Source organism: Chloroflexus sp., assembly GCF_034431535.1.
Classification (GTDB): Bacteria; Chloroflexota; Chloroflexia; order Chloroflexales; family Chloroflexaceae; genus Chloroflexus.
Window position 1 is genome coordinate 1 of sequence record NZ_DAOUDC010000069.1, and the last position, 18,292, is coordinate 18,292.

The following is an 18,292-nucleotide window of genomic DNA, read 5'->3' on the forward strand; positions in this document are numbered from 1 at the left end:
GGAAGGGACTTGAACCCTTACGAGCGTGGTTAGCTCACTAGGCCCTCAACCTAGCGCGTCTGCCAATTCCGCCACCTGGGCGCTCAACGCCCCGTTATTATACGAAATGACAGCCTAGTTGTCAAATCTCACTGCTCGCGCTTGGGCAAGCGAAAACCGAGCAGGCTAGGTCGTTCAACGGTGGGCATTGCCGTGAAATCGGCTTCACCGGGACGCAAGTGCGGCTTGCTTTCCAGCCATGCGTCGCGAGTGGCTTTGGCCTGTTGTAGTATCTGTTCGATGGCAGCCACATCACCGGCATTGATCTGCTCACGGACTGTAACCAGAAACCGGATCAGTTCGTCAATCCAGCGTGTGAGACCATGCGGGTTCGTGAGCAGAATATCGCGTTGCATTTGCGGATCGCCGGAGGCAAGGCGTGAGACATCGCGAAACCCGGTGGCCGCCAACGGCGCCATCTCTTTCCACGCTGGGCTAGTGCCGGTGGCCGTCACCAAGCCGACCGAGAGCAGCAACGGCAGGTGTGAAATACCGGCCACATACGCATCGTGCTCTTCGGGGTCGATATAGTACGGTTTCGCTCCCACCGCGCGCACCAGCGCCTCAACCGCTTCAATCGCCGGCGGCGCAGTATCGCCGGTCGCCGTCAGGCCGTAGATCGCCTCGCGGAAGAGATCGGGATCGGCAGCAGCCGGCCCCGCCTTCTCACGTCCGGCCATGGGGTGCCCGCCCACAAAACTCACCGTGCGCGGAAGCAGTTCGGCGGCCCACTGGCAAACCTGCGCTTTGGTGCTAGCCACGTCCGTCACCACGACCCCAGCAGGCAAGAGCGCAGCCAATTCGCGAAATACCTCTCGCATCGCGCGCACCGGCGTCGCCACCACCACCATCTGCGCCTCACGCACCGCTTCGGCTAGCGTGCGCGCTTCGCGATCGATCGCCAACCTTCCCCGCGCCTCGCGGATCACGCGCGGCTCGCGGTCGAACCCGATCACCTCGACCACACCGAGCGGCGACTCTTTGGGGTCGGCGTTGCGCAGCGCCATGCCGAGCGACGCGCCGATCAAGCCGAGACCAATGATAGCAATCCGGATCATGGGTTTCCTCTTCTCCTAACCCGCCGGTTCGACGCCGATCAACGACAACAAGATAATCTCAACCAACACAACTATCACCGCCAACGCAATCAGCTTAATCGGATCGAGCGTGCGGAGCGCGGCTAAAGCCAGTGCTGCCGCAACCAAGATGCCAGCCTCATACGACTCGCGCCGCACCCGCCGGTTGTCGCGCGCCCATGCCTTGAGCGCTAGCCAGCGCCGGCTCAGCACCGCGATCACCGGACGCACGAGCGCGGCCACGCTGAGAAAGACGGCAAACAGCATCAGCGCATAGACCGGCGTATCCGGCGGGTCGAGCAGGGTGCCGGTTGGGGCCGGTACGATCGCGATGGCGGTGAACAACAACCAGACTCCTAGCGTCCCTTCCACCGTGAGGCCGGCCAGACCTAGCCACTTTTCCAGTGGCCAGAAGGTCAGGATGCCGGTAATAAGCGCCAGAGCGTGGAAGATGAGATTGATCGGCGACAACAAGTTCGGCCCGTGCGTCAGATCGACGCCGATGACCAGCCCAATCACAAGCGCCCAACTCAATCCTGCCAACAGACCGAGCGCCGGCAACCAGCGCTTGAGCGGCTCAACCAGCTCCTGTTCAGCCATCGCGCTGCTCCGGCCATGCCACGCGGGCAAGGCGCTGGCGCAGCAGATGATCGGCCAGCACCAGCGCCAACATTGCTTCGGCCACCGGCACCAACCGCGGCAACACGGTCGGGTCGTGGCGGCCATGCACTTCGATCATCAACGGATTGCCGTCGCGATCCACCGTCTGTTGCGGGCGGGCAATGCTGGCCGGCGGTTTGGCTGCTAATCGCACCACTATCTCCTCACCGGTTGAGATACCGCCGAGAATACCACCGTGATGGTTAGAGGCCGTACCGATTGAACCATCATCGCGCCGGATGAATGGATCGTTGTTCTGCGAACCACGCAGCATTGCCACCCCAAACCCTTCACCAATCTCAACCCCTTTGATCGCCGGAATCGAGAACATGGCCTTGCCAATATCAGCTTGTAGCTTATCAAACACCGGCTCACCGAGGCCGGGAGGCACCCCTCGCGCCCGCACTTCAACGATCCCACCCAGCGAGTCGAGTTCGCGGCGCGCCTGATCGACACGTTCAACCATCAACGCTGCTACTCGCGCATCAGGGCACCGCATGATGTTGCGTTCGATCTCTGCTTCGTCAAAGACCTCGGCGCGCAAATCGGCCAATTGGAGGGTATACCCCACAATCGTTACCCCCACCGTCGCCAACAGCTTACGCGCAATGGCACCGCCGGCCACCCGCCCAATCGTCTCGCGGGCCGACGAACGCCCACCACCACGCCAATCGCGAAAGCCGTATTTTACGTCCCATGTGTAATCGGCGTGGCCGGGCCGGTAGGCGTCTTTGATAGTTTCATAGTGGTGAGATTTAGCATCGGTATTGTAAACAACCATCGTTATCGGCGTACCGGTGGTGCGACCCTCAAACACACCGGAGAGTATCTGTACCTCATCAGCTTCGCGCCGTTGCGAACTAACCCGGCTTTGACCAACCCGCCGCCGGTCGAGTTCGCGTTGAATATCAGCCACATCGAGCGGCAAACCGGCTGGGCAACCGTCAACAGTGCAACCAACCGCCGGGCCGTGCGACTCGCCCCATGTCGTTAACCGAAACACATGACCAAAACTATTTCCGGGCATCTGTCGACTCCGCCACATACACCGCAACGCCTTTGCGTTGCCTTACGCCCGGCGCATGATCTCTTTGCCCCACGCGCCGGCTTTCCACTCCGTCCACACCCGATCGTACACCGCTTTAACCTCGCCGGCAATCCGGTTCCACGTATAGTATGCGCGAGCTAGCGCCGCCCCCCGCGCGGCGCGCAGGCGCGACTCGGCGGGAGCGTGCAGGCTAGCTAACAGCGCATTGGCAAGCGCTACCGCATCGCCAGCCGGTACCACCAACCCATTCAGCTCGTGTTGTACCACCTCGGCCAAGCCACCGGCGTCTGAAACGATTACCGGGCAACCGGCGGCAAACGCCTCGAGCGCCACGATCCCAAACGGCTCGTAGAGCGAGGGAAAGACGGCGACATCACCGACGGCGTACAAGCGATTGCGATCTTCATCGCTAATAAAGCCGAGAAACTCAACTGGGACCCCCAATTCGGCGGCGCGTAGCCTCAGTTCATCGAACGCCCTGCCAGCGCCGGCAATCACCAGCCGGGCCGGCAGTTCCGCCACCACCCGCGGCCACGCTTCGAGCAGAATATGGACGCCCTTTTCATACACCAGCCGCCCGACAAAGATCACCAGCGCCTCATTATCGGCGACAAAGCGGCGCCGAAACGCCACCCAGTCAGCCGGCGTGGCGAAGGGTTGCGGCGGGATGTGGACGCCATTCGAGATAACATCGATCTTATCAGGAGGAGTTGCGAAGTACTCGCGGATTTGGCGGGCCATAAAGTGCGAACAGACAATCACCCGCCACGCTTCATACGTGAGCCGCCACTCGAGATCGTTAATCTGCTGTGATCGATGGCCATTGAGATCACCCCGGCCCCGCCCCCGCTCAGTCGCGTGAATGGTCGCAATTAACGGCACCCGCCAATGGTGTTTGAGCGCAATGCCTACTTCAGCCGTTAACCAATCGTGGACGTGAATGAGATCGGGTCTGCCGCCGGGAAAGAGCGCATGTGCGGCGTGTTCAAGGTAACGGCCGGCGTGACGGACAAAGCTAGGGAAATCATCGGTATCGAACGACGGGATCTCCACCCGGCAGATCGTGAGGTTATGCTGGCGCTCGAACGTCTCACCGCCACGTAATTGCGGGGTAATGACGGTGACGGTTACTTCGTGGTCGATGAGCGCCGGCGCGAGATCGGCGACATGCCGGCCCAGACCGCCCACAATATGAGGAGGGTATTCCCACGAAATCTGAAGTATGTGCATGGTCAAAATTATAGCATAGCCGAGGCGTAACCGGCAGCGCCTTACACCAGCGACTGCACGCGCGCAACGATGAATTTCAAATAGCGCCCTTCGGGAAAACCAGCCGGCACCGGATGATCCAGCGGCTGGCCGGCCTCGTGAATAATTTGCAGGCGGCGGTGCGCTTGCGCTGCCGCTTCGCCGAGCAAGGAGCGGAACTGTTCGGGGCCGATCTGGGCCGTGCAACTGGCACTCACCAGCATACCACCGGGGGTTACGCAGCGCATCCCAAGTGCATTGAGGCGCACATACGCCCGCAACGCCACGTGCTGGCTGGCCCGCGCGCGGGCAAAACTTGGCGGATCGAGTATCACCATGTCAAAGGTACGCCCGTCCTTGGCATACCGATCGAGCAACGCAAAACAATCTTCCGTCTCGAACCGGTGGCGTTCCGCTGGCAGCCGGTTGAGCGCGATATTGGCAGCGGTCGCTTCGGCCAACCCACGTCCCACATCGCAACTCACCACCTCAGCCGCATCACCCCGCAGCGCATACAGCGAAAACCCGCCGGTGTAGGCAAAGCAGTTGAGCACACTGGCGCTGGCTACGAATCCCTCGACGGTGCGTCGGTTATCGCGCTGATCGAGAAAGAGCCCGGTCTTTTGGCCATAGAGCATATCAACCTGAAAGAAGAGACCATGCTCTTGCACCACCAAATCGCGCGGCGGCAATTCGCCCCACAACAACCCCGGCTGCGCTTCGCTCGCATTGTCGTCGTGAAGGCGGGGACGCTGCACCACCCCACGCAATTCGGGATCGACAGCGCGCAGGGCCGCAGCAATGGCTGGCACCAAGGTCTGCACACTTTCGGCATAGGTCTGGATAACGGCGTAATCGCCGTAGCGATCGACCACGATCCCGGGCAAGCCATCGCCCTCGCCGTAAATCCAACGGTAGGCTGTCGTCTGCCCGCTATCGCGGAGCGGCGCGCGCAATTCCCACGCCTCCCAAACCCGTTCGCGGAACCACGCCTGATCGGGCAGGCCATTCCGGCTAAAGATCCGCAACCCGATCGGGCTCTGTTCATCGTACAGACCATAGACAGTCAACCCGCCGCAACGGGCGCGCACCCATTGCCCGGAGCGCAACCGTTCCGTCCCGATCAGATGGTTGCGGTAGACCCACGGATGGCCTTGTTGCAGCCGGGTGCGAATAGCGGGATCAATCGTGATGTCGGCAAGTGATGGCATAAAGAACCAGTAAATACCAAAGCGCTTGTATACGAGGCGGGAAGGGCGAACGTTTGGTTCGCTCCCCGCTTGTCATTGCGAGCCGCCCCGGCGGTGCAGCAATCTCCCCCGAGCACGGGAGCGACCCGCTCAGCCATGCTTCCCGCTGCAGCAGGAGATTGCTTCGGGCGCTACGCGCCCGCGCAATGACAGGAGGGTACGACACGCGCAATGACAACATGCCACCGCTTTTCAAGCGCTAAACTGTCGCGCCGCTCGGCACGCAGCCATCGGCAGGGAAGGCAGCCGGCTGCGTGCGCGGACGGATCGCCACATTACGCCCAATCCGCACACCGGCGGGGATGTGCGCTTTCAGGCCAACAATCGTCAGCCCAGTATTGAGCCGCTCTGGCGCTTCGGCGTTGGGCGTGTTGTCATCGCCATCGCCAACCCGCGCCCCCGCGTCGATCCGCACCCCTTCATCGACGATACACCGGTCGAGAACGGCGCCTGCCTCAATCACCGCATCGCCGAGTACCACCGAATCGCGTACCACGGCACCCGGCGCCACCACCACACCCGGCGACAACACCGACCCGATCACGGTGCCATACACCCGGCAGCCATCGCTCAGCAAGCTGTTCTCAACCCGCACCTGTTCGCCGATCTCAGCCCCTGGCCGGTCAGAGCTCACGGTATGGATAACCCACTCCGGATCGTACAGATCGAGCGCAGGCGTTTCGGCCAACAGAGCCAGATTGGCCTCGTAATAGGCTTGCACCGTGCCGACATCGGCCCAGTAGCCTTGGAAATTGTAGGCAAAGGTGCGAGCGCTCGTGACAATCTTGGGCAGCAGATGGCGGCCAAAATCGACCGCATCGGTCGAGCGAAGCAAGTCAATCAAATATTGCTTGCGAAAGACGTAAATCCCCATCGAGGCCAAATTCGAGTCGGCCCGGCGCGGTTTTTCGACAAACCGATCGATCCGGCCATCGCTACCAACCGAGACGATCCCATAGCGATGAGCGTCGTGCGGGCTCACGCTGCGCACCGCCATGGTCAGATCGGCCGCGCGCTCTTCGTGCCATTCGAGCAAGGGGCGATAATCCATTTTATAAATGTGATCACCGGCCAACAACAGCACGGCATCAACCGGCTGATCTTCAACCACATCGAGATTGTAGCGCACCGCATCGGCTGTACCGCGCTGCCAGCCGCCACCGTCGGGCGTCGGCGAGGGATGGAGCAAGCGCAAACCACCCTGCGCGCGGTCGAGATCCCACGGTCGGCCAACACCAAGGTGCGCGTGCAGCGAGCGTGGGCGATACTGGGTGAGCACCGCCACATTGTACAACCCCGAATTGACACAATTCGAGAGCGCGAAATCGATAATCCGGTACTTCCCGCCAAACGGCACCGCCGCCTCGGTGCGTTCCGCGGTCAGCACACTCAACGCCGGTGAGTCACCGCCAGCCAATATCATCACCAACGTACGCAACATACCAACTCCCCTGTATGGGCATAGCGTGCGCTGCCCGCACATCAAATCGTCTCGCCGGAAGGCACATCACCGGCCGGAAAATCCTCGGCGTCGCGGTCAGCATTGATCACCACATTGCGCCCGATCGTAATGCCGGCCGGAATGTGGGCCGCTTTGCCGACCACCGTAATCCCCGTATTAATCTTATCGGGCTGCTTGCGGTTTGGCACGGTCAGATCATCGCCAAAACCGAGGCGGGCACCAGCGCCGACCACCACTTTCTTATCAACAATCACCCGATCAAGCACCGCACCGGGGCCAATCCACGTATCGTTCATCACCACGCTATCACGCACAATCGCCCCCGGCGAGACATACACTCCCGGCGACAGCACCGAATGCACCACTGTGCCACGAATGGTGCAGCCGTTGCAGATGATCGACTGCGTCACCCGCGCCTGCGGCCCGATCTTGGCCGGCGGGCGCTCTTCGCTGCGCGTGCGGATCAGCCAATTCGGGTCGAACAGATCGAATTCGAGCGAGGGGTCGAGCAGTTGCATGCTCGTTTCCCAATACGATTGGATGGTGCCGACATCAACCCAATAGCCCTTGAACCGGTGGGCAAAGACGCGATCTTCGGCAACCATCGCCGGAATGACATCTTTGCCGAAATCGATCCGCGGCTTCTCCGGACCGCCTTCCGACAGCCGCCGGATCAAGATATCGGCGTTGAAGACGTAGATCCCCATCGAAGCCAGATTGCCCTTATCGCGCGCCTTCGGCTTCTCGGTGAACTCGATGACCCGATCGTTTTCATCGGTGGTCATAATCCCGAACCGATCGGTCTCTTCGATCGGCACCTCCATCACCGCCACTGTCAGATCAGCGCGCTTGCGCAGATGGGTGTCGATGATGTCGTTGTAGTTCATCTTGTAGATATGATCACCGGAAAGGATCAGCACCAGATCGGCGCGGCGTTCTTGGATGTAATTCAGATTTTGGTAGATCGCATCAGCCGTGCCCCGGTACCACGACTCATCGCGCCGGCCTTGGTAGGGTTGCAGCAATCGCACCCCGCCCCGCGCCCGGTCAAGATCCCACGGCTTGCCAATCCCGATATGTTCATTGAGCGAATGGGGCCGGTATTGCGTCAATACTGCCACATCAAAAATACCGGAATTGACGCAATTCGAGAGGGTAAAATCAATAATGCGGAACTTACCGGCGAAGGGCACTGATGGTTTTGCGCGCTTTTCAGAGAGCACACTGAGGCGCGTGCCTTCGCCACCTGCCATAATCATCGCTACAATGCGCATACGCCTCCCGTAACATTGCTAAGATCCGGCTGCGCTATGGATTGTAAACCCAAGCGGGCAATCGCGCAACGCGCGCTGATTGCTAGCGATAGGTTGTGAATTGCCGCCTAACAATTCGTGAACATGCTCTAGACGGCTACCAGCGGTTTGCTATCATACAATTAACGATCTCGTGGATGCAGGAGTCTGGCATGGCGGTCTGTCCTTCCCCCACCCAACCGCAATCGACCGGATGGAAACGTTGGGTATTGATCGGCGTGGCGATCATCGTGCTCACCATCGCGCTCTGTTGCGGACTGTTTGTCTTCGGCGGCTGGCGCCTCTTCACCGGGGTGATGGAGGAAACACAGGCGATCGAGCAGGTGATCACGCAGTTGATGGATGCCGGCAGGCGCAACGATATCGATGCGGCGCTCGCCCTTTTCGCCGACTCCGCGCAGAGCGTCGTTTCACGCAATGATTTGGAACGGCAGTTTGCCAACCGCCAACTGTTCCGCGAGGTGAGCAGCGTTTCGCTCAATAGTTTCAATATCAATACCGACTTAGAAGGCACAACCGCCGAAATTGCCGGCCAGTTGAACTACGCTGATGGTTCGACCCAAGCATTTTCGGCCCGCTTGCAACAAGAGAACGACCAATGGCGATTGATCCGGATCAATTTTCGCTAAGACTAGCGGCATAAGGAGGCGCGCCATGTTTCGTACCATTCTCGTTCCGCTTGACGGCTCGCCGGTTGGCGAACAGGCCTTGGCCGCCGCTACCCGACTGGCGCGCGCGGTGCAGGCAACCGTGCATCTAGTGCATGTCCATTACCCCAATTCCCTGACGCCCATCGTGATCGAGACGTTGCCGATCATTGATGCCGAATTGCAATCGCTGGCCACCCAGCACGAGCAGTTCTATCTCGAACAGATTGCCGCCGCACCGGTGATGCAGGGCATTCATACGGTAACGAGCCTGCTCGAAGGCGAGATCGCCGAGACCTTAGCCGCGCATGCCCAAGCGATTCAGGCGAACCTGATCGTGATGACGACCCATGGCTGGAGCGGGTTTGAACATTTTTGGCTCGGCAGCGTCGCCGAATCACTCCTACGGATGACGCATACGCCGCTCTGGTTGATGCGACCGGGTGAGCCGGCGCAACGGGCAGCCCAACCGCTACGCCGCATTCTTGTGACGCTCGATGGATCTGCGCTCTCTGAGCAGGTGTTGCCATATGCCCAAGCGCTAGCATCGCTCGATGGCGCACGGCTGATCCTAGCGCGGGTGATGGCACGTCGCCGGCGCAGTGACGAACCGAGTGAAGCCGAGCAGAAACCGCAGATCGAGGCATATCTGCAAGAGGTCGCCAACCAGCTTGAAGCGCAAGGCGTTCCTGCCGATATTGCGGTTGGCGCTGCCGAACAACCGGCGCGCGCATTGCTCACCCTCAGCCGTGAGTTGCAGGTCGATGCGATTGCGTTGGCGACCCGCGGGCAAGGTGGTTGGCAACGTATCATGGTCGGCAGCACCGCCGACAAGGTAATCCGCGCCAGCCCGATCCCTGTGTTGGCCGTGCGCCCGTAAGCGCATGCCGCGACGTGTCCGGAGGGGCGGTAGGGGCGCATAGGCTGTATGCCCCCTATCATCCGGCACGCAGGTGGATTACCGGATCACCCACCCGCATCTCGCCTTCGCTGATCACCCGCGCATAGAGCCGGCTCCAGCCGGGGTAGAGGCGTTGGCTGATCCGGCTGAACCAGCCGCGTTGAAACGAACCAGCGATCGTGTTGCATGGCGTGGTGTAGTCGGTAATTTCGAGTTCAACCCATGAACCGATAAGTAAGCGGTCGCCGATCGCCAGTTGATCCCAATCGAGACCGCTAATGGTCAGATTTTCGCCGGTTGTGCCCGGCGCGATGGGGTGGCCTTCAGCTTGCAGCGCCGCAATCCGCTCGGCGGAATAGAGCGAGACGGCGCGCCGCGGTCCGCCATGGTGCTCGTGGTCGCGCTGGCGATCGCCGCGCACACCATCGATCGTGATTTCGGCGGCAGGCACCGGATACTTGGGAACGCCCCCGTTGGGATTGACGTTGATCTGAACGACTCGACCCTGCGCATTTGCTGAAGTCATGGAATTCACCTCTTCTCAAACAGATGGCCATCGGCTATCATACCAGATTACCAACGCTGTTCCACACCAACCGTTTGCCGTCTAAGGAAACATCTTTATGGAACCCTCACCACCCCGTAAACCAACCCCGCCAACCGCCACCGCTTTCACCGAGCCAACGGCAGCCGGCCAATTGGAACTCCGTGAAGCCGATCCGGCCACGTCTCAACCGCGTTGGTGGGCAGTAGCCCAACGAACTGTCTTTGCCCTCATTGGATTGTTGGTCTTTGTGCTGGCGCTCGAATTGCTCAAGCGCGGCGCTGCCGGCTACGGGAGAACGCTGATCGCGTGGCTTGATATCTCGTCAGCAGCCAACGCACTCGGCTTTGGCTGGTTGCTCGCCTATATCTTTCTCAGCGGTTCGCCAGTTGCCGCCGTCGCGGTCGCGTTTTTTGCTTCAGGCACGATCGACGGCTTGCAAACCTTTACCATGATCACCGGTTCGCGGCTGGGGGCTTCGTTCATTGTGCTCTTTGTCGGCTTTCTATACTATCTACGCGGCCACCGGCGCGCCGCCAGCGTCTCGATTGGCGTGCTGGCGTTGCTGACCACGGCAGCCATCTATCTCCCAGCGCTGGCCTTGGGGTATTGGCTGCTCAGTTCGCAATGGGTAGGAATCATTTCGGCCAGTGCCAATAGCCCGCTCAGCTCGGTGATCGATCTAGCCGTTGACCCGATTGTGGCCATCTTGGTCAGCATCTTGCCGGAATGGTCGTTGCTGATCGTAGGTGCGCTAGCGCTGCTCGGCGCCTTTAGCCTGCTCGACCGCGCTATTCCCGACATTCCCGGCGGGCAGACAGTCTTTAGCAGAGCCGGCCAATTGCTCTACCGGCCATGGGCGATGTTTCTGCTCGGCGCGGCCATTACCTCGTTCACCCTCTCGGTATCGGTGTCGCTGTCGATGCTGGTGCCGCTCACGGTGCGCGGCATTATCAGGCGCGAGAATGCGTTGCCCTACATTATGGGGGCAAATATCACCACCTTTATTGATACGCTAGTCGCCGCACTCATTGTCGGCGGCGCCGCCGCATTCACGATTGTGCTGGTCGAAATGCTCTGCGTTACCTTCTTTTCCCTGCTGGTCTTGCTCGTGTTTTATCGCCCGTTCGCGCGCGCGTTGCTCGGCTTGCAAGAATGGATTGTCAGCTCCACGCCGCGCCTGATCGGTTTTTTAGGAGTCATGCTGATCGTGCCGCTCTTGCTGTTGTTTGTGAGATAGGGAAGCAGGGAATCGCCAAGAGTCGCGCTCCTGCCTTCCCACGATAGAGAATGCCTATGCACCTTGCGCTCTACGCCGGAACCAGCTTGCAGCGCGCCGAGCTGCTCAGCTTTGCCGCACCGCTCATCACCGCATTAGCTGAACGCTTAACCCTCATCGCGCCGGTGAGCGAAGCAACGACGATCGATGACACTATCGCGCAGATCCAACCCGCACCAGCGATCCAGTTGCGCCGTTGGTGTCAGGGTGACAACTTCGCCGCTGCTATTCTCACAGCCATTGCCCGCGAGCGACCTGATCTGTTGCTCGTGCCGGCTTTCGCCGCCCACACCACCCCCATGAGCTGGCGCCGGCGGCAACTCGAGTTCAGCCTGCTCGGTTCGCTCCCCATCCCGTTTTTGCGCGTGTATGGCCGGGTCACACCCATTCGCCGGATCGTGGCCGCCAGCGCCGGCGGCGAGCAGTCGCTGCGCTGCGTGCCGCTGGTCAGCCAATTGGCGCGCGCGTGCCAAGCCGAGGTGACGGTGCTGCACGTGACGTCGCAGGAAGTAATCTATTTCGATGGGTTCACCGAAATGCCGCCCCGTGACGAAACCACGGCAGTCACCTTACAGCGCTTGGTGGCCGCCATCAACGACCAAAGGGTGACTGCGCGCTTAGAGGTAGTGTATGGTCTGGTTGAAGAGACCATACTGGCCGCATGCCACCAATACGACCTGCTAGTGATCGGCAGCCATCAGGCCGCCATCGCGCCAACCACGCCGGCAGGAAGCTGGTTGGGCCTGCTCCAGCGTCTGTCGCTGCAAGACGTCACCCGCGATTTGCTCGATCGCAGCCCGATTCCGGTGCTCGTGATATAACCCATCAGATCAACAACGATGCGTTGCCCAATGCTTCATCCCCTGCCCGGCGCGAGGACGAGAATCTCGGCGGGTAGGGTTAGAAAAGGGTCATAAAAACAGCAACGGTATTTCCTAGCCTACTAAGAGGTTATATCAACCTAACAACCATCGTTGTGGTTTCTCAATGAGCAATTGCACCCCATACGTTTTTAGCGTCACCCATCTGTGACTCAGCGATGGTATAATAAGGCAACCATTTGTCTCCCTCGCATACAATGCGTACACTCGCAGAGGAGGATCGCTGTGGGCTACGAAGCCGTCTATCACCGATCGATCGAAGACCCCGAAGGATATTGGGCCGAATTCGCCGCTGAATTGCACTGGTATAAGCCATGGGATAAGGTGCTCGACAACAGCAACGCTCCCTTTACGCGCTGGTTTGTCGGCGGCGAAACGAATCTCTGCTACAACGCGGTGGATCGCCACGCCTTCGGCGGCAAACGCGGGCAAGCCGCCATCATCTGGGAAAGCGCCGAGACTGGGCAATCGCGCACCCTCACCTACTTCGAGCTGTACCGCGAAGTCAACCGGCTGGCCGGCCTATTCCTCAACCTCGGCGTGCGCAAAGGCGATCGGGTGATCATCTACATGCCAATGGTGCCCGAAGCGATCTTTGCGATGCTTGCCTGCGCACGCATTGGCGCCATCCACTCGGTAGTTTTCGGCGGCTTCTCGGTCACATCGCTCGCTTCGCGCATCGACGACGCCGAACCAATGTTGATCGTCACCGCCGATGCCGGGATGCGCAAGGGCCAGCCGGTGCCGCTGAAAGAGGTGGTCGATAAGGCGCTCGACGAAGCGAATGTCGATAGCGTGCGCGATGTGCTCGTCCTTAACCGCGGGATCGTTCCGGTCGAGTTGAAGAAGGGACGCGATCTCGATTGGTACGAGCAACTCGCCAAGCGCGGCGAACGGTACGTTGAGCCGGCCCGCCTGGCCAGCACCGATCCTTCGTACATCCTGTACACCTCTGGCACCACCGGCAAGCCCAAGGGTGTGATGCGCGATACCGGCGGCTATATGGTGGCGCTCTACGCCAGTATGAGCACCATCTACAACTGCGGCGACGGCGATGTCTTCTGGAGCACAAGCGACATCGGCTGGGTGGTCGGCCACTCCTACATCGTCTACGCGCCGTTGCTCAAAGGCGTGCCCACCCTGGTCTACGAAGGCCGTCCCGATCACCCCGATCCCGGTATCTGGTGGCGGGTAATCGAGAAATACGGCGTCACCCATGTCTTCACCGCGCCGACGGCGCTGCGCGCGCTGCGCAAGTTCCCCGAGCAGTGGATGCGTGATGCTGATATTAGCTCGCTGAAGATCCTCTTCGCCGCCGGCGAACCGCTCGATGCGCCGACCTACGAGTGGGCAACGCAGGCCCTCGGTGTACCGGTCATCGACCACTACTGGCAGACCGAAAGCGGCTGGCCGATGGTGACCAACCCGGTCGGCGTCGAGCTGCTGCCGGTTAAACCGGGCTCGCCGACTAAGCCGGCCTTCGGCCATCGCCTCGAAGTGGTTGACGCTGACGGCAACCGGGTGCCACCCGGCGAGAAGGGGTTCCTCGTCGAACACGGCCCGTTGCCCCCGGGCACCCTGCTCACGCTGTGGAACGACGATGAGCGGTTTGTGAAGGGCTATTGGGGCTATTTCAAAGACAAACTGCTCTATATGACCGGCGACTACGCCATCGAAGACGAGGACGGCTACCTGTTCATGCTGGGCCGCGCCGATGAGGTGCTCAACGTGAGCGGCCACCGTCTCGGCACCCGCGAGATCGAAGAGGTGGTCTCGGCCCACCCAGCCGTGGCTGAAGCCAGCGTGATCGGCGTGCGCGATGAGCTGAAGGGCGAAGATGTGCTAGTGGTCGCGGTGCTCAAGCAGCACATCACACCGCAAATGCAAGATGATATCACCAACGAGATCCGGCAATTGGTGCGCGAGCGGATCGGCCCGATCGCGACGCCGAAAGCCGTCCACTTCGTCAGTATGCTGCCCAAGACGCGATCGGGCAAGATTATGCGTCGCGTCATCCGGGCCGTGTACCAAGGCGACAATATCGGCGACCTGAGCACGATCGAAGACGATGCTACCGTCGATATGGTGCGCGAGGCGATCGAAATGCTGCGCGGCGATCTCTAGTCGCTCCGGCGCGCCACCCAGCATCGCATTGTGTGGCGCGCCTACACTATGGTTGTGCAAAACTTTACCGGATCTTTAATCTCTGCTCACAATTGTTCGCTATCGTGAAAATATCCACATAGCATCGGTTTGACATGCCGGCGCGGCCACGCCTATAATCGTTGTATCCGCTGTGATAACGCATTGCCGCGCAGACACGCAACAAGGAGGTTCGACTCATGACCGAGACCCACGATGTGGCGCTGCCCGACACCAGCGATATGTATTATCCCGATCCGGCGCTGGTTGAACAATCGAACGTGATGGCCTATGCCCGCAGCAAGGGCTTCAGCTCTTACGACGCGCTGTACCAGTGGACGATCGCGAACCGCGAGGAGTTCTGGGCCGATATGGCCAACCAACTGGAGTGGTTCCAGCCGTGGGAGAAGGTGCTTGACGACAGCAACAAGCCCTTCTACAAGTGGTTTGTTGGTGCCAAGACCAATATTGTTCACAACGCGATCGACCGTCACCTCAAGACATGGCGCAAGAATAAGCTGGCGCTGATTTGGGAAGGCGAGGATGGCAGCCAGCGTACCTATTCCTATTACCAGCTTAACTATGAAGTGTCGCGGATTGCCAACGTGCTGAAGAGCATGGGGGTGAAGAAGGGCGATATTGTCACCATTTATATGCCCCGCATCCCTGAGCTGATGTTTAGCATGCTGGCCTGCGCCAAGATCGGCGCGGCCCACAGCGTGGTCTACGGCGGCTTCTCGGAAGCGGCCCTCGCTGACCGCCTGGCCGACGCCAAGAGCAAGGTGCTGATCACCGCCGACGGCGGCTATATGCGCGGCAAGGTGGTCGAGCTGAAGAAGATCGTTAACGAGGCACTGTCCCGCACTCCCACCGTGCAGACCTGTCTCGTCTTCCGCCACACCAACCACGGTGCGCCGATGGAGCAGGGTCGCGACTTCTGGATGCACGATCTGCTTGGGCTGCCGATCGCCAATGGCTATTGCCCCACCGAGCAGATGGACGCCGAGGATATGCTGTTTATCCTCTACACCTCGGGCACGACCGGCAAGCCCAAAGGTGTGGTGCATACCCACGGCGGCTATATGGTCGGCACCTATACCGCGCTGAAGTACGTCTTCGACATCAAAGACGAAGATCGCTACTGGTGCGCCGCTGACCCGGGTTGGATCACCGGCCACTCGTTTATCGTCTACGCGCCGCTGATCAATGGCGCTACCTCGTTTATGTACGAGGGCGCTCCCAACTATCCCTACCCCGATCGCTGGTGGAGCATGGTTGCCAAGCACGGCATTACCATCCTCTACACTGCTCCCACCGCAATTCGCGGTCTGATGCGCTTTGGCAATCTCTGGCCCTCGCGCCACGACCTCAGCACGTTGCGCTTGCTCGGTTCGGTCGGCGAGCCGATTAACCCCGAAGCGTGGAAATGGTTCTACGAGAAGATCGGCGGGAGCCGCTGCCCAATCATGGACACGTGGTGGCAGACCGAGACCGGCCACTTTATGATCACGCCGACCCCGGCAGTGCCGCTCAAACCCGGTTCGGCCACCCGCCCGTTCCTCGGCATTGATGTTGATGTGGTGCATGAAGATGGCACCCCCTGCGCCCCCGACGAGGACGGTCTATTGGTGATTAAGAATCCGTGGCCGGGTATGATGCGCACGGTGTTGAACGATCCGCAGCGCTATGTCGAGGGCTACTGGCAGAAGGTGCCGCCGTACTATGCCGCCGGCGACAGCGCGCGCAAAGACAAAGATGGCTACATCTGGGTGATTGGCCGCCTCGACGACGTGATTAAGGTGTCGGGCTACCGACTGGGCACCGCCGAGGTCGAGAGCGCGCTGGTCAGCCACCCGGCGGTGGCCGAGGCGGCGGCGATCGGATTGCCGCACGAGGTGAAGGGCAACGCGATCCACGCCTTCGTGATCCTGCGCGCCGGCCACGAGCCGAGCCACGAGCTGGAAGAGAAGCTGCGCGCGCATGTCGGCCACGAGCTTGGCCCGATTGCCCGCCCCGACTCGATCACCTTCGCGACCTCGCTGCCCAAGACGCGGTCGGGCAAGATTATGCGCCGCGTGCTGAAGGCGCGCGCCTTGGGCCTGCCCGAAGGCGACGTGTCAACCCTCGAGGAATAAACACCGGAAACGTAACGGGGGCGGCGCATGCGCCGCCCCCGCCATCATGTGTCACGCCAACCGTTACGGCCCCGGCACCCACACCTGCCCTGTCAACCGCACCCGATACGTTACCTGCTCATTCGCTTCACCTACTTGCACCGGTTGGCCAACGTAGCTGATCGGTACGTTTGGATTAATCTGCGCATTCGCACCGTACTCGCGTTGCACCTGTTCGCGATACACTTGCCGGAACGCTTCGCGCACCGCTTGATCATCACTCCCCGCCGGGACGGTCACTTCAAGCTCATACTCGATCGTTTGCAGTTGGCCGGTCAACGGCGCTGGCTGGCTGCTGCCATCGAGGATCGGTGCAATGAACGGCTCGGCCCACGCTGGCCGAGTTGCCACCACATACGCACTCAACAAGGTAAGCGCAATCAACCCCAGCAAGAAGAGCGCCGCGATCATCTGCCCAATCGGGCGGCGAACCGGCTGGGGGGATGCAACCGGCATTGACGGTATCGCTGGCGGCGGTGACGCCGGTCGCGTTGGTGGCGGCGCGGGCGGCGTAACCGGTCGCGTCGCTGGCGTTGGCGGCGGCGCGGCTGGTCGCGCCGGCACTGGCACTGCTGCCGGCGGGGCTACCCGCACTTGGGCCGGTTGCGGCTGCACGCGCGGAATCAACGCTGCCCGAAACTCATCTATCGTGGCGAAGCGATCCTTGGCTACTTTTTGCAATGCCTTTTCCAGCGCGGCGCTCGTGCGCTCAGAGATCTCCGGCACTAACGCACGGGCCGGCGAAAACGAAAACGGCATCTCTTTGGTTGGATCACGCCCGGTCAGCAAGTGGTGCAACGTCGCCGCTAAGGCATAAATGTCCGACTGTGGCGTCGCCAAACCCTGATACTGCTCAGGCGGGGCATACCCCGGCGTGCCGATCTGAGTGCCGCGTTCGGTGGGCTTGAACACCTTGGCAATACCGAAATCGATCAGCTTGACATCGCCGCTCGGCTCGATCATCACGTTCGAGGGCTTCATATCGCGGTAGATCAGCCCTCTGCCGTGCAGATAGCCCAGCACGTCGCAAATCTCATCGGCCCAGCGCAGTACCCGCTGCTCGTCGATGCGACCTTCGCGCTCGATGATCTGTTCGAGATCCTCGCCGCGAATGAAATCCATCGTCAGATAGTGGCGGCCCTCATCGGTGAAGTGGCTGTAGACGCGGGGAGTACGCGGGTGGCGCAACTGTTGCAATAGCTCTGCCTCGGCATTAAACCGGGCCACTGCTTCGGCTCGCTCGTTGGGATCGGCGAAGCGGTCGAGCATCTCTTTGATCGCATAGACGTTACCGTCTTGATCGATGCCCTCGTAGACCGCCCCCTGCCCGCCGCGCTTGATGATCCGGGTAATCACGTAGCGGCGATGATCGGTAGGCTGATCGTTGTTCAGCACCACATCGTGGCCGCAGTGCTGGCAAAACCGGGCCCGCCGCAGGTTGGGCTTATGGCAGATTGGGCAGAGGATTTCAGTCACCTCGGCCATATCACTCCGGGTTGTAGCAGCGGGCGAGCGGCGGGTTGCCATTGGTGCAGTGTGCCTTGCGGTACAATCTTTTGCCAATCTAACGAATCATACGCAATTGCCGGCGGCAAAGTTGCATCATGATGGTTCTATCGGACAGGCTT

The 18,292-nt window shown here is 60.6% G+C and carries 15 protein-coding genes; 6 read left to right on the plus strand and 9 right to left on the minus strand.

The genetic code is table 11. From position 1 onward, the window contains the following. Window positions 1–128 precede the first annotated feature (128 nt). The 7 genes from U9R61_RS16665 to U9R61_RS16695 form a co-directional block, all read right to left on the minus strand. On the minus strand, window positions 129–1,097 hold the full coding sequence (locus U9R61_RS16665) for a prephenate dehydrogenase (RefSeq protein ID WP_322489940.1): 969 nt from the start codon (window positions 1,095–1,097) through the stop codon (window positions 129–131). Window positions 1,098–1,112: 15 nt separating this feature from the next. Then, a complete protein-coding gene (locus U9R61_RS16670; RefSeq protein WP_322489941.1) occupies window positions 1,113–1,715 on the minus strand; it encodes a hypothetical protein in 603 nt (200 codons plus the stop codon). Beyond that, on the minus strand, window positions 1,708–2,802 hold the full coding sequence (gene aroC / locus U9R61_RS16675; RefSeq protein ID WP_322489942.1) for a chorismate synthase: 1,095 nt from the start codon (window positions 2,800–2,802) through the stop codon (window positions 1,708–1,710). The genes U9R61_RS16670 and aroC overlap by 8 nt, the downstream gene beginning before the upstream one ends. Before the next feature lie 42 nt (window positions 2,803–2,844). Continuing rightward, a complete protein-coding gene (locus U9R61_RS16680; RefSeq protein ID WP_322489943.1) occupies window positions 2,845–4,053 on the minus strand; it encodes a glycosyltransferase family 4 protein in 1,209 nt (402 codons plus the stop codon). 41 nt (window positions 4,054–4,094) lie between these two features. Next, window positions 4,095–5,282, minus strand: a complete 1,188-nt coding sequence (locus U9R61_RS16685; protein WP_322489944.1) for a class I SAM-dependent rRNA methyltransferase — start codon at window positions 5,280–5,282, stop codon at window positions 4,095–4,097. Between the two features lie 238 nt (window positions 5,283–5,520). Beyond that, window positions 5,521–6,762, minus strand: a complete 1,242-nt coding sequence (locus U9R61_RS16690; protein ID WP_322489945.1) for a glucose-1-phosphate adenylyltransferase family protein — start codon at window positions 6,760–6,762, stop codon at window positions 5,521–5,523. A 41-nt stretch (window positions 6,763–6,803) separates the two neighbouring features. Next, the gene (locus tag U9R61_RS16695; RefSeq protein ID WP_322489946.1) at window positions 6,804–8,057 is read right to left on the minus strand and encodes a glucose-1-phosphate adenylyltransferase; all 1,254 of its coding nucleotides are present in this window, start codon (window positions 8,055–8,057) and stop codon (window positions 6,804–6,806) included. Window positions 8,058–8,248: 191 nt separating this feature from the next. On the opposite strand from U9R61_RS16695, the gene U9R61_RS16700 reads away from it, so the two are divergent. Both U9R61_RS16700 and U9R61_RS16705 read left to right on the plus strand, forming a co-directional pair. Beyond that, the gene (locus U9R61_RS16700; protein WP_322489947.1) at window positions 8,249–8,725 is read left to right on the plus strand and encodes a hypothetical protein; all 477 of its coding nucleotides are present in this window, start codon (window positions 8,249–8,251) and stop codon (window positions 8,723–8,725) included. Window positions 8,726–8,750: 25 nt separating this feature from the next. Continuing rightward, the gene (locus U9R61_RS16705) at window positions 8,751–9,623 is read left to right on the plus strand and encodes a universal stress protein (protein ID WP_322489948.1); all 873 of its coding nucleotides are present in this window, start codon (window positions 8,751–8,753) and stop codon (window positions 9,621–9,623) included. Between the two features lie 58 nt (window positions 9,624–9,681). On the opposite strand, the gene U9R61_RS16710 is transcribed toward U9R61_RS16705, so the two are convergent. Continuing rightward, the gene (locus U9R61_RS16710; protein WP_322489949.1) at window positions 9,682–10,170 is read right to left on the minus strand and encodes an MOSC domain-containing protein; all 489 of its coding nucleotides are present in this window, start codon (window positions 10,168–10,170) and stop codon (window positions 9,682–9,684) included. 97 nt (window positions 10,171–10,267) lie between these two features. On the opposite strand from U9R61_RS16710, the gene U9R61_RS16715 reads away from it, so the two are divergent. The 4 genes from U9R61_RS16715 to acs all read left to right on the plus strand — a co-directional run bounded on the left by U9R61_RS16715 (window position 10,268) and on the right by acs (window position 16,625). Next, a complete protein-coding gene (locus U9R61_RS16715; RefSeq protein ID WP_322489950.1) occupies window positions 10,268–11,428 on the plus strand; it encodes a hypothetical protein in 1,161 nt (386 codons plus the stop codon). A gap of 56 nt (window positions 11,429–11,484) precedes the next feature. Beyond that, entirely contained in the window at window positions 11,485–12,288 is an 804-nt protein-coding gene (locus U9R61_RS16720) for a universal stress protein (protein ID WP_322489951.1), read from the plus strand. 285 nt (window positions 12,289–12,573) lie between these two features. Further along, complete coding sequence (gene prpE / locus U9R61_RS16725) at window positions 12,574–14,472, plus strand: propionate--CoA ligase (RefSeq protein WP_322489952.1); 1,899 nt, start codon at window positions 12,574–12,576, stop codon at window positions 14,470–14,472. A gap of 218 nt (window positions 14,473–14,690) precedes the next feature. Further along, window positions 14,691–16,625: an acetate--CoA ligase gene (acs, locus tag U9R61_RS16730; protein WP_322489953.1), complete on the plus strand. Its 1,935-nt coding sequence runs from the start codon at window positions 14,691–14,693 to the stop codon at window positions 16,623–16,625. A gap of 63 nt (window positions 16,626–16,688) precedes the next feature. On the opposite strand, the gene U9R61_RS16735 is transcribed toward acs, so the two are convergent. Further along, entirely contained in the window at window positions 16,689–18,191 is a 1,503-nt protein-coding gene (locus U9R61_RS16735) for a serine/threonine-protein kinase (protein WP_322489954.1), read from the minus strand. Window positions 18,192–18,292 lie beyond the last annotated feature (101 nt).

What these genes read in the sequence shown, in the direction of transcription:
- U9R61_RS16665 (WP_322489940.1), bottom strand. Translation starts at nt 1,097, where the DNA reads ATGATCCGGATTGCTATCATTGGTCTCGGCTTGATCGGCGCGTCGCTC.
- U9R61_RS16670 (WP_322489941.1), bottom strand. Translation starts at nt 1,715, where the DNA reads ATGGCTGAACAGGAGCTGGTTGAGCCGCTCAAGCGCTGGTTGCCGGCG.
- aroC (WP_322489942.1), bottom strand. Translation starts at nt 2,802, where the DNA reads ATGCCCGGAAATAGTTTTGGTCATGTGTTTCGGTTAACGACATGGGGC.
- U9R61_RS16680 (WP_322489943.1), bottom strand. Translation starts at nt 4,053, where the DNA reads ATGCACATACTTCAGATTTCGTGGGAATACCCTCCTCATATTGTGGGC.
- U9R61_RS16685 (WP_322489944.1), bottom strand. Translation starts at nt 5,282, where the DNA reads ATGCCATCACTTGCCGACATCACGATTGATCCCGCTATTCGCACCCGG.
- U9R61_RS16690 (WP_322489945.1), bottom strand. Translation starts at nt 6,762, where the DNA reads ATGTTGCGTACGTTGGTGATGATATTGGCTGGCGGTGACTCACCGGCG.
- U9R61_RS16695 (WP_322489946.1), bottom strand. Translation starts at nt 8,057, where the DNA reads ATGCGCATTGTAGCGATGATTATGGCAGGTGGCGAAGGCACGCGCCTC.
- U9R61_RS16700 (WP_322489947.1), top strand. Translation starts at nt 8,249, where the DNA reads ATGGCGGTCTGTCCTTCCCCCACCCAACCGCAATCGACCGGATGGAAA.
- U9R61_RS16705 (WP_322489948.1), top strand. Translation starts at nt 8,751, where the DNA reads ATGTTTCGTACCATTCTCGTTCCGCTTGACGGCTCGCCGGTTGGCGAA.
- U9R61_RS16710 (WP_322489949.1), bottom strand. Translation starts at nt 10,170, where the DNA reads ATGACTTCAGCAAATGCGCAGGGTCGAGTCGTTCAGATCAACGTCAAT.
- U9R61_RS16715 (WP_322489950.1), top strand. Translation starts at nt 10,268, where the DNA reads ATGGAACCCTCACCACCCCGTAAACCAACCCCGCCAACCGCCACCGCT.
- U9R61_RS16720 (WP_322489951.1), top strand. Translation starts at nt 11,485, where the DNA reads ATGCACCTTGCGCTCTACGCCGGAACCAGCTTGCAGCGCGCCGAGCTG.
- acs (WP_322489953.1), top strand. Translation starts at nt 14,691, where the DNA reads ATGACCGAGACCCACGATGTGGCGCTGCCCGACACCAGCGATATGTAT.
- U9R61_RS16735 (WP_322489954.1), bottom strand. Translation starts at nt 18,191, where the DNA reads ATGGCAACCCGCCGCTCGCCCGCTGCTACAACCCGGAGTGATATGGCC.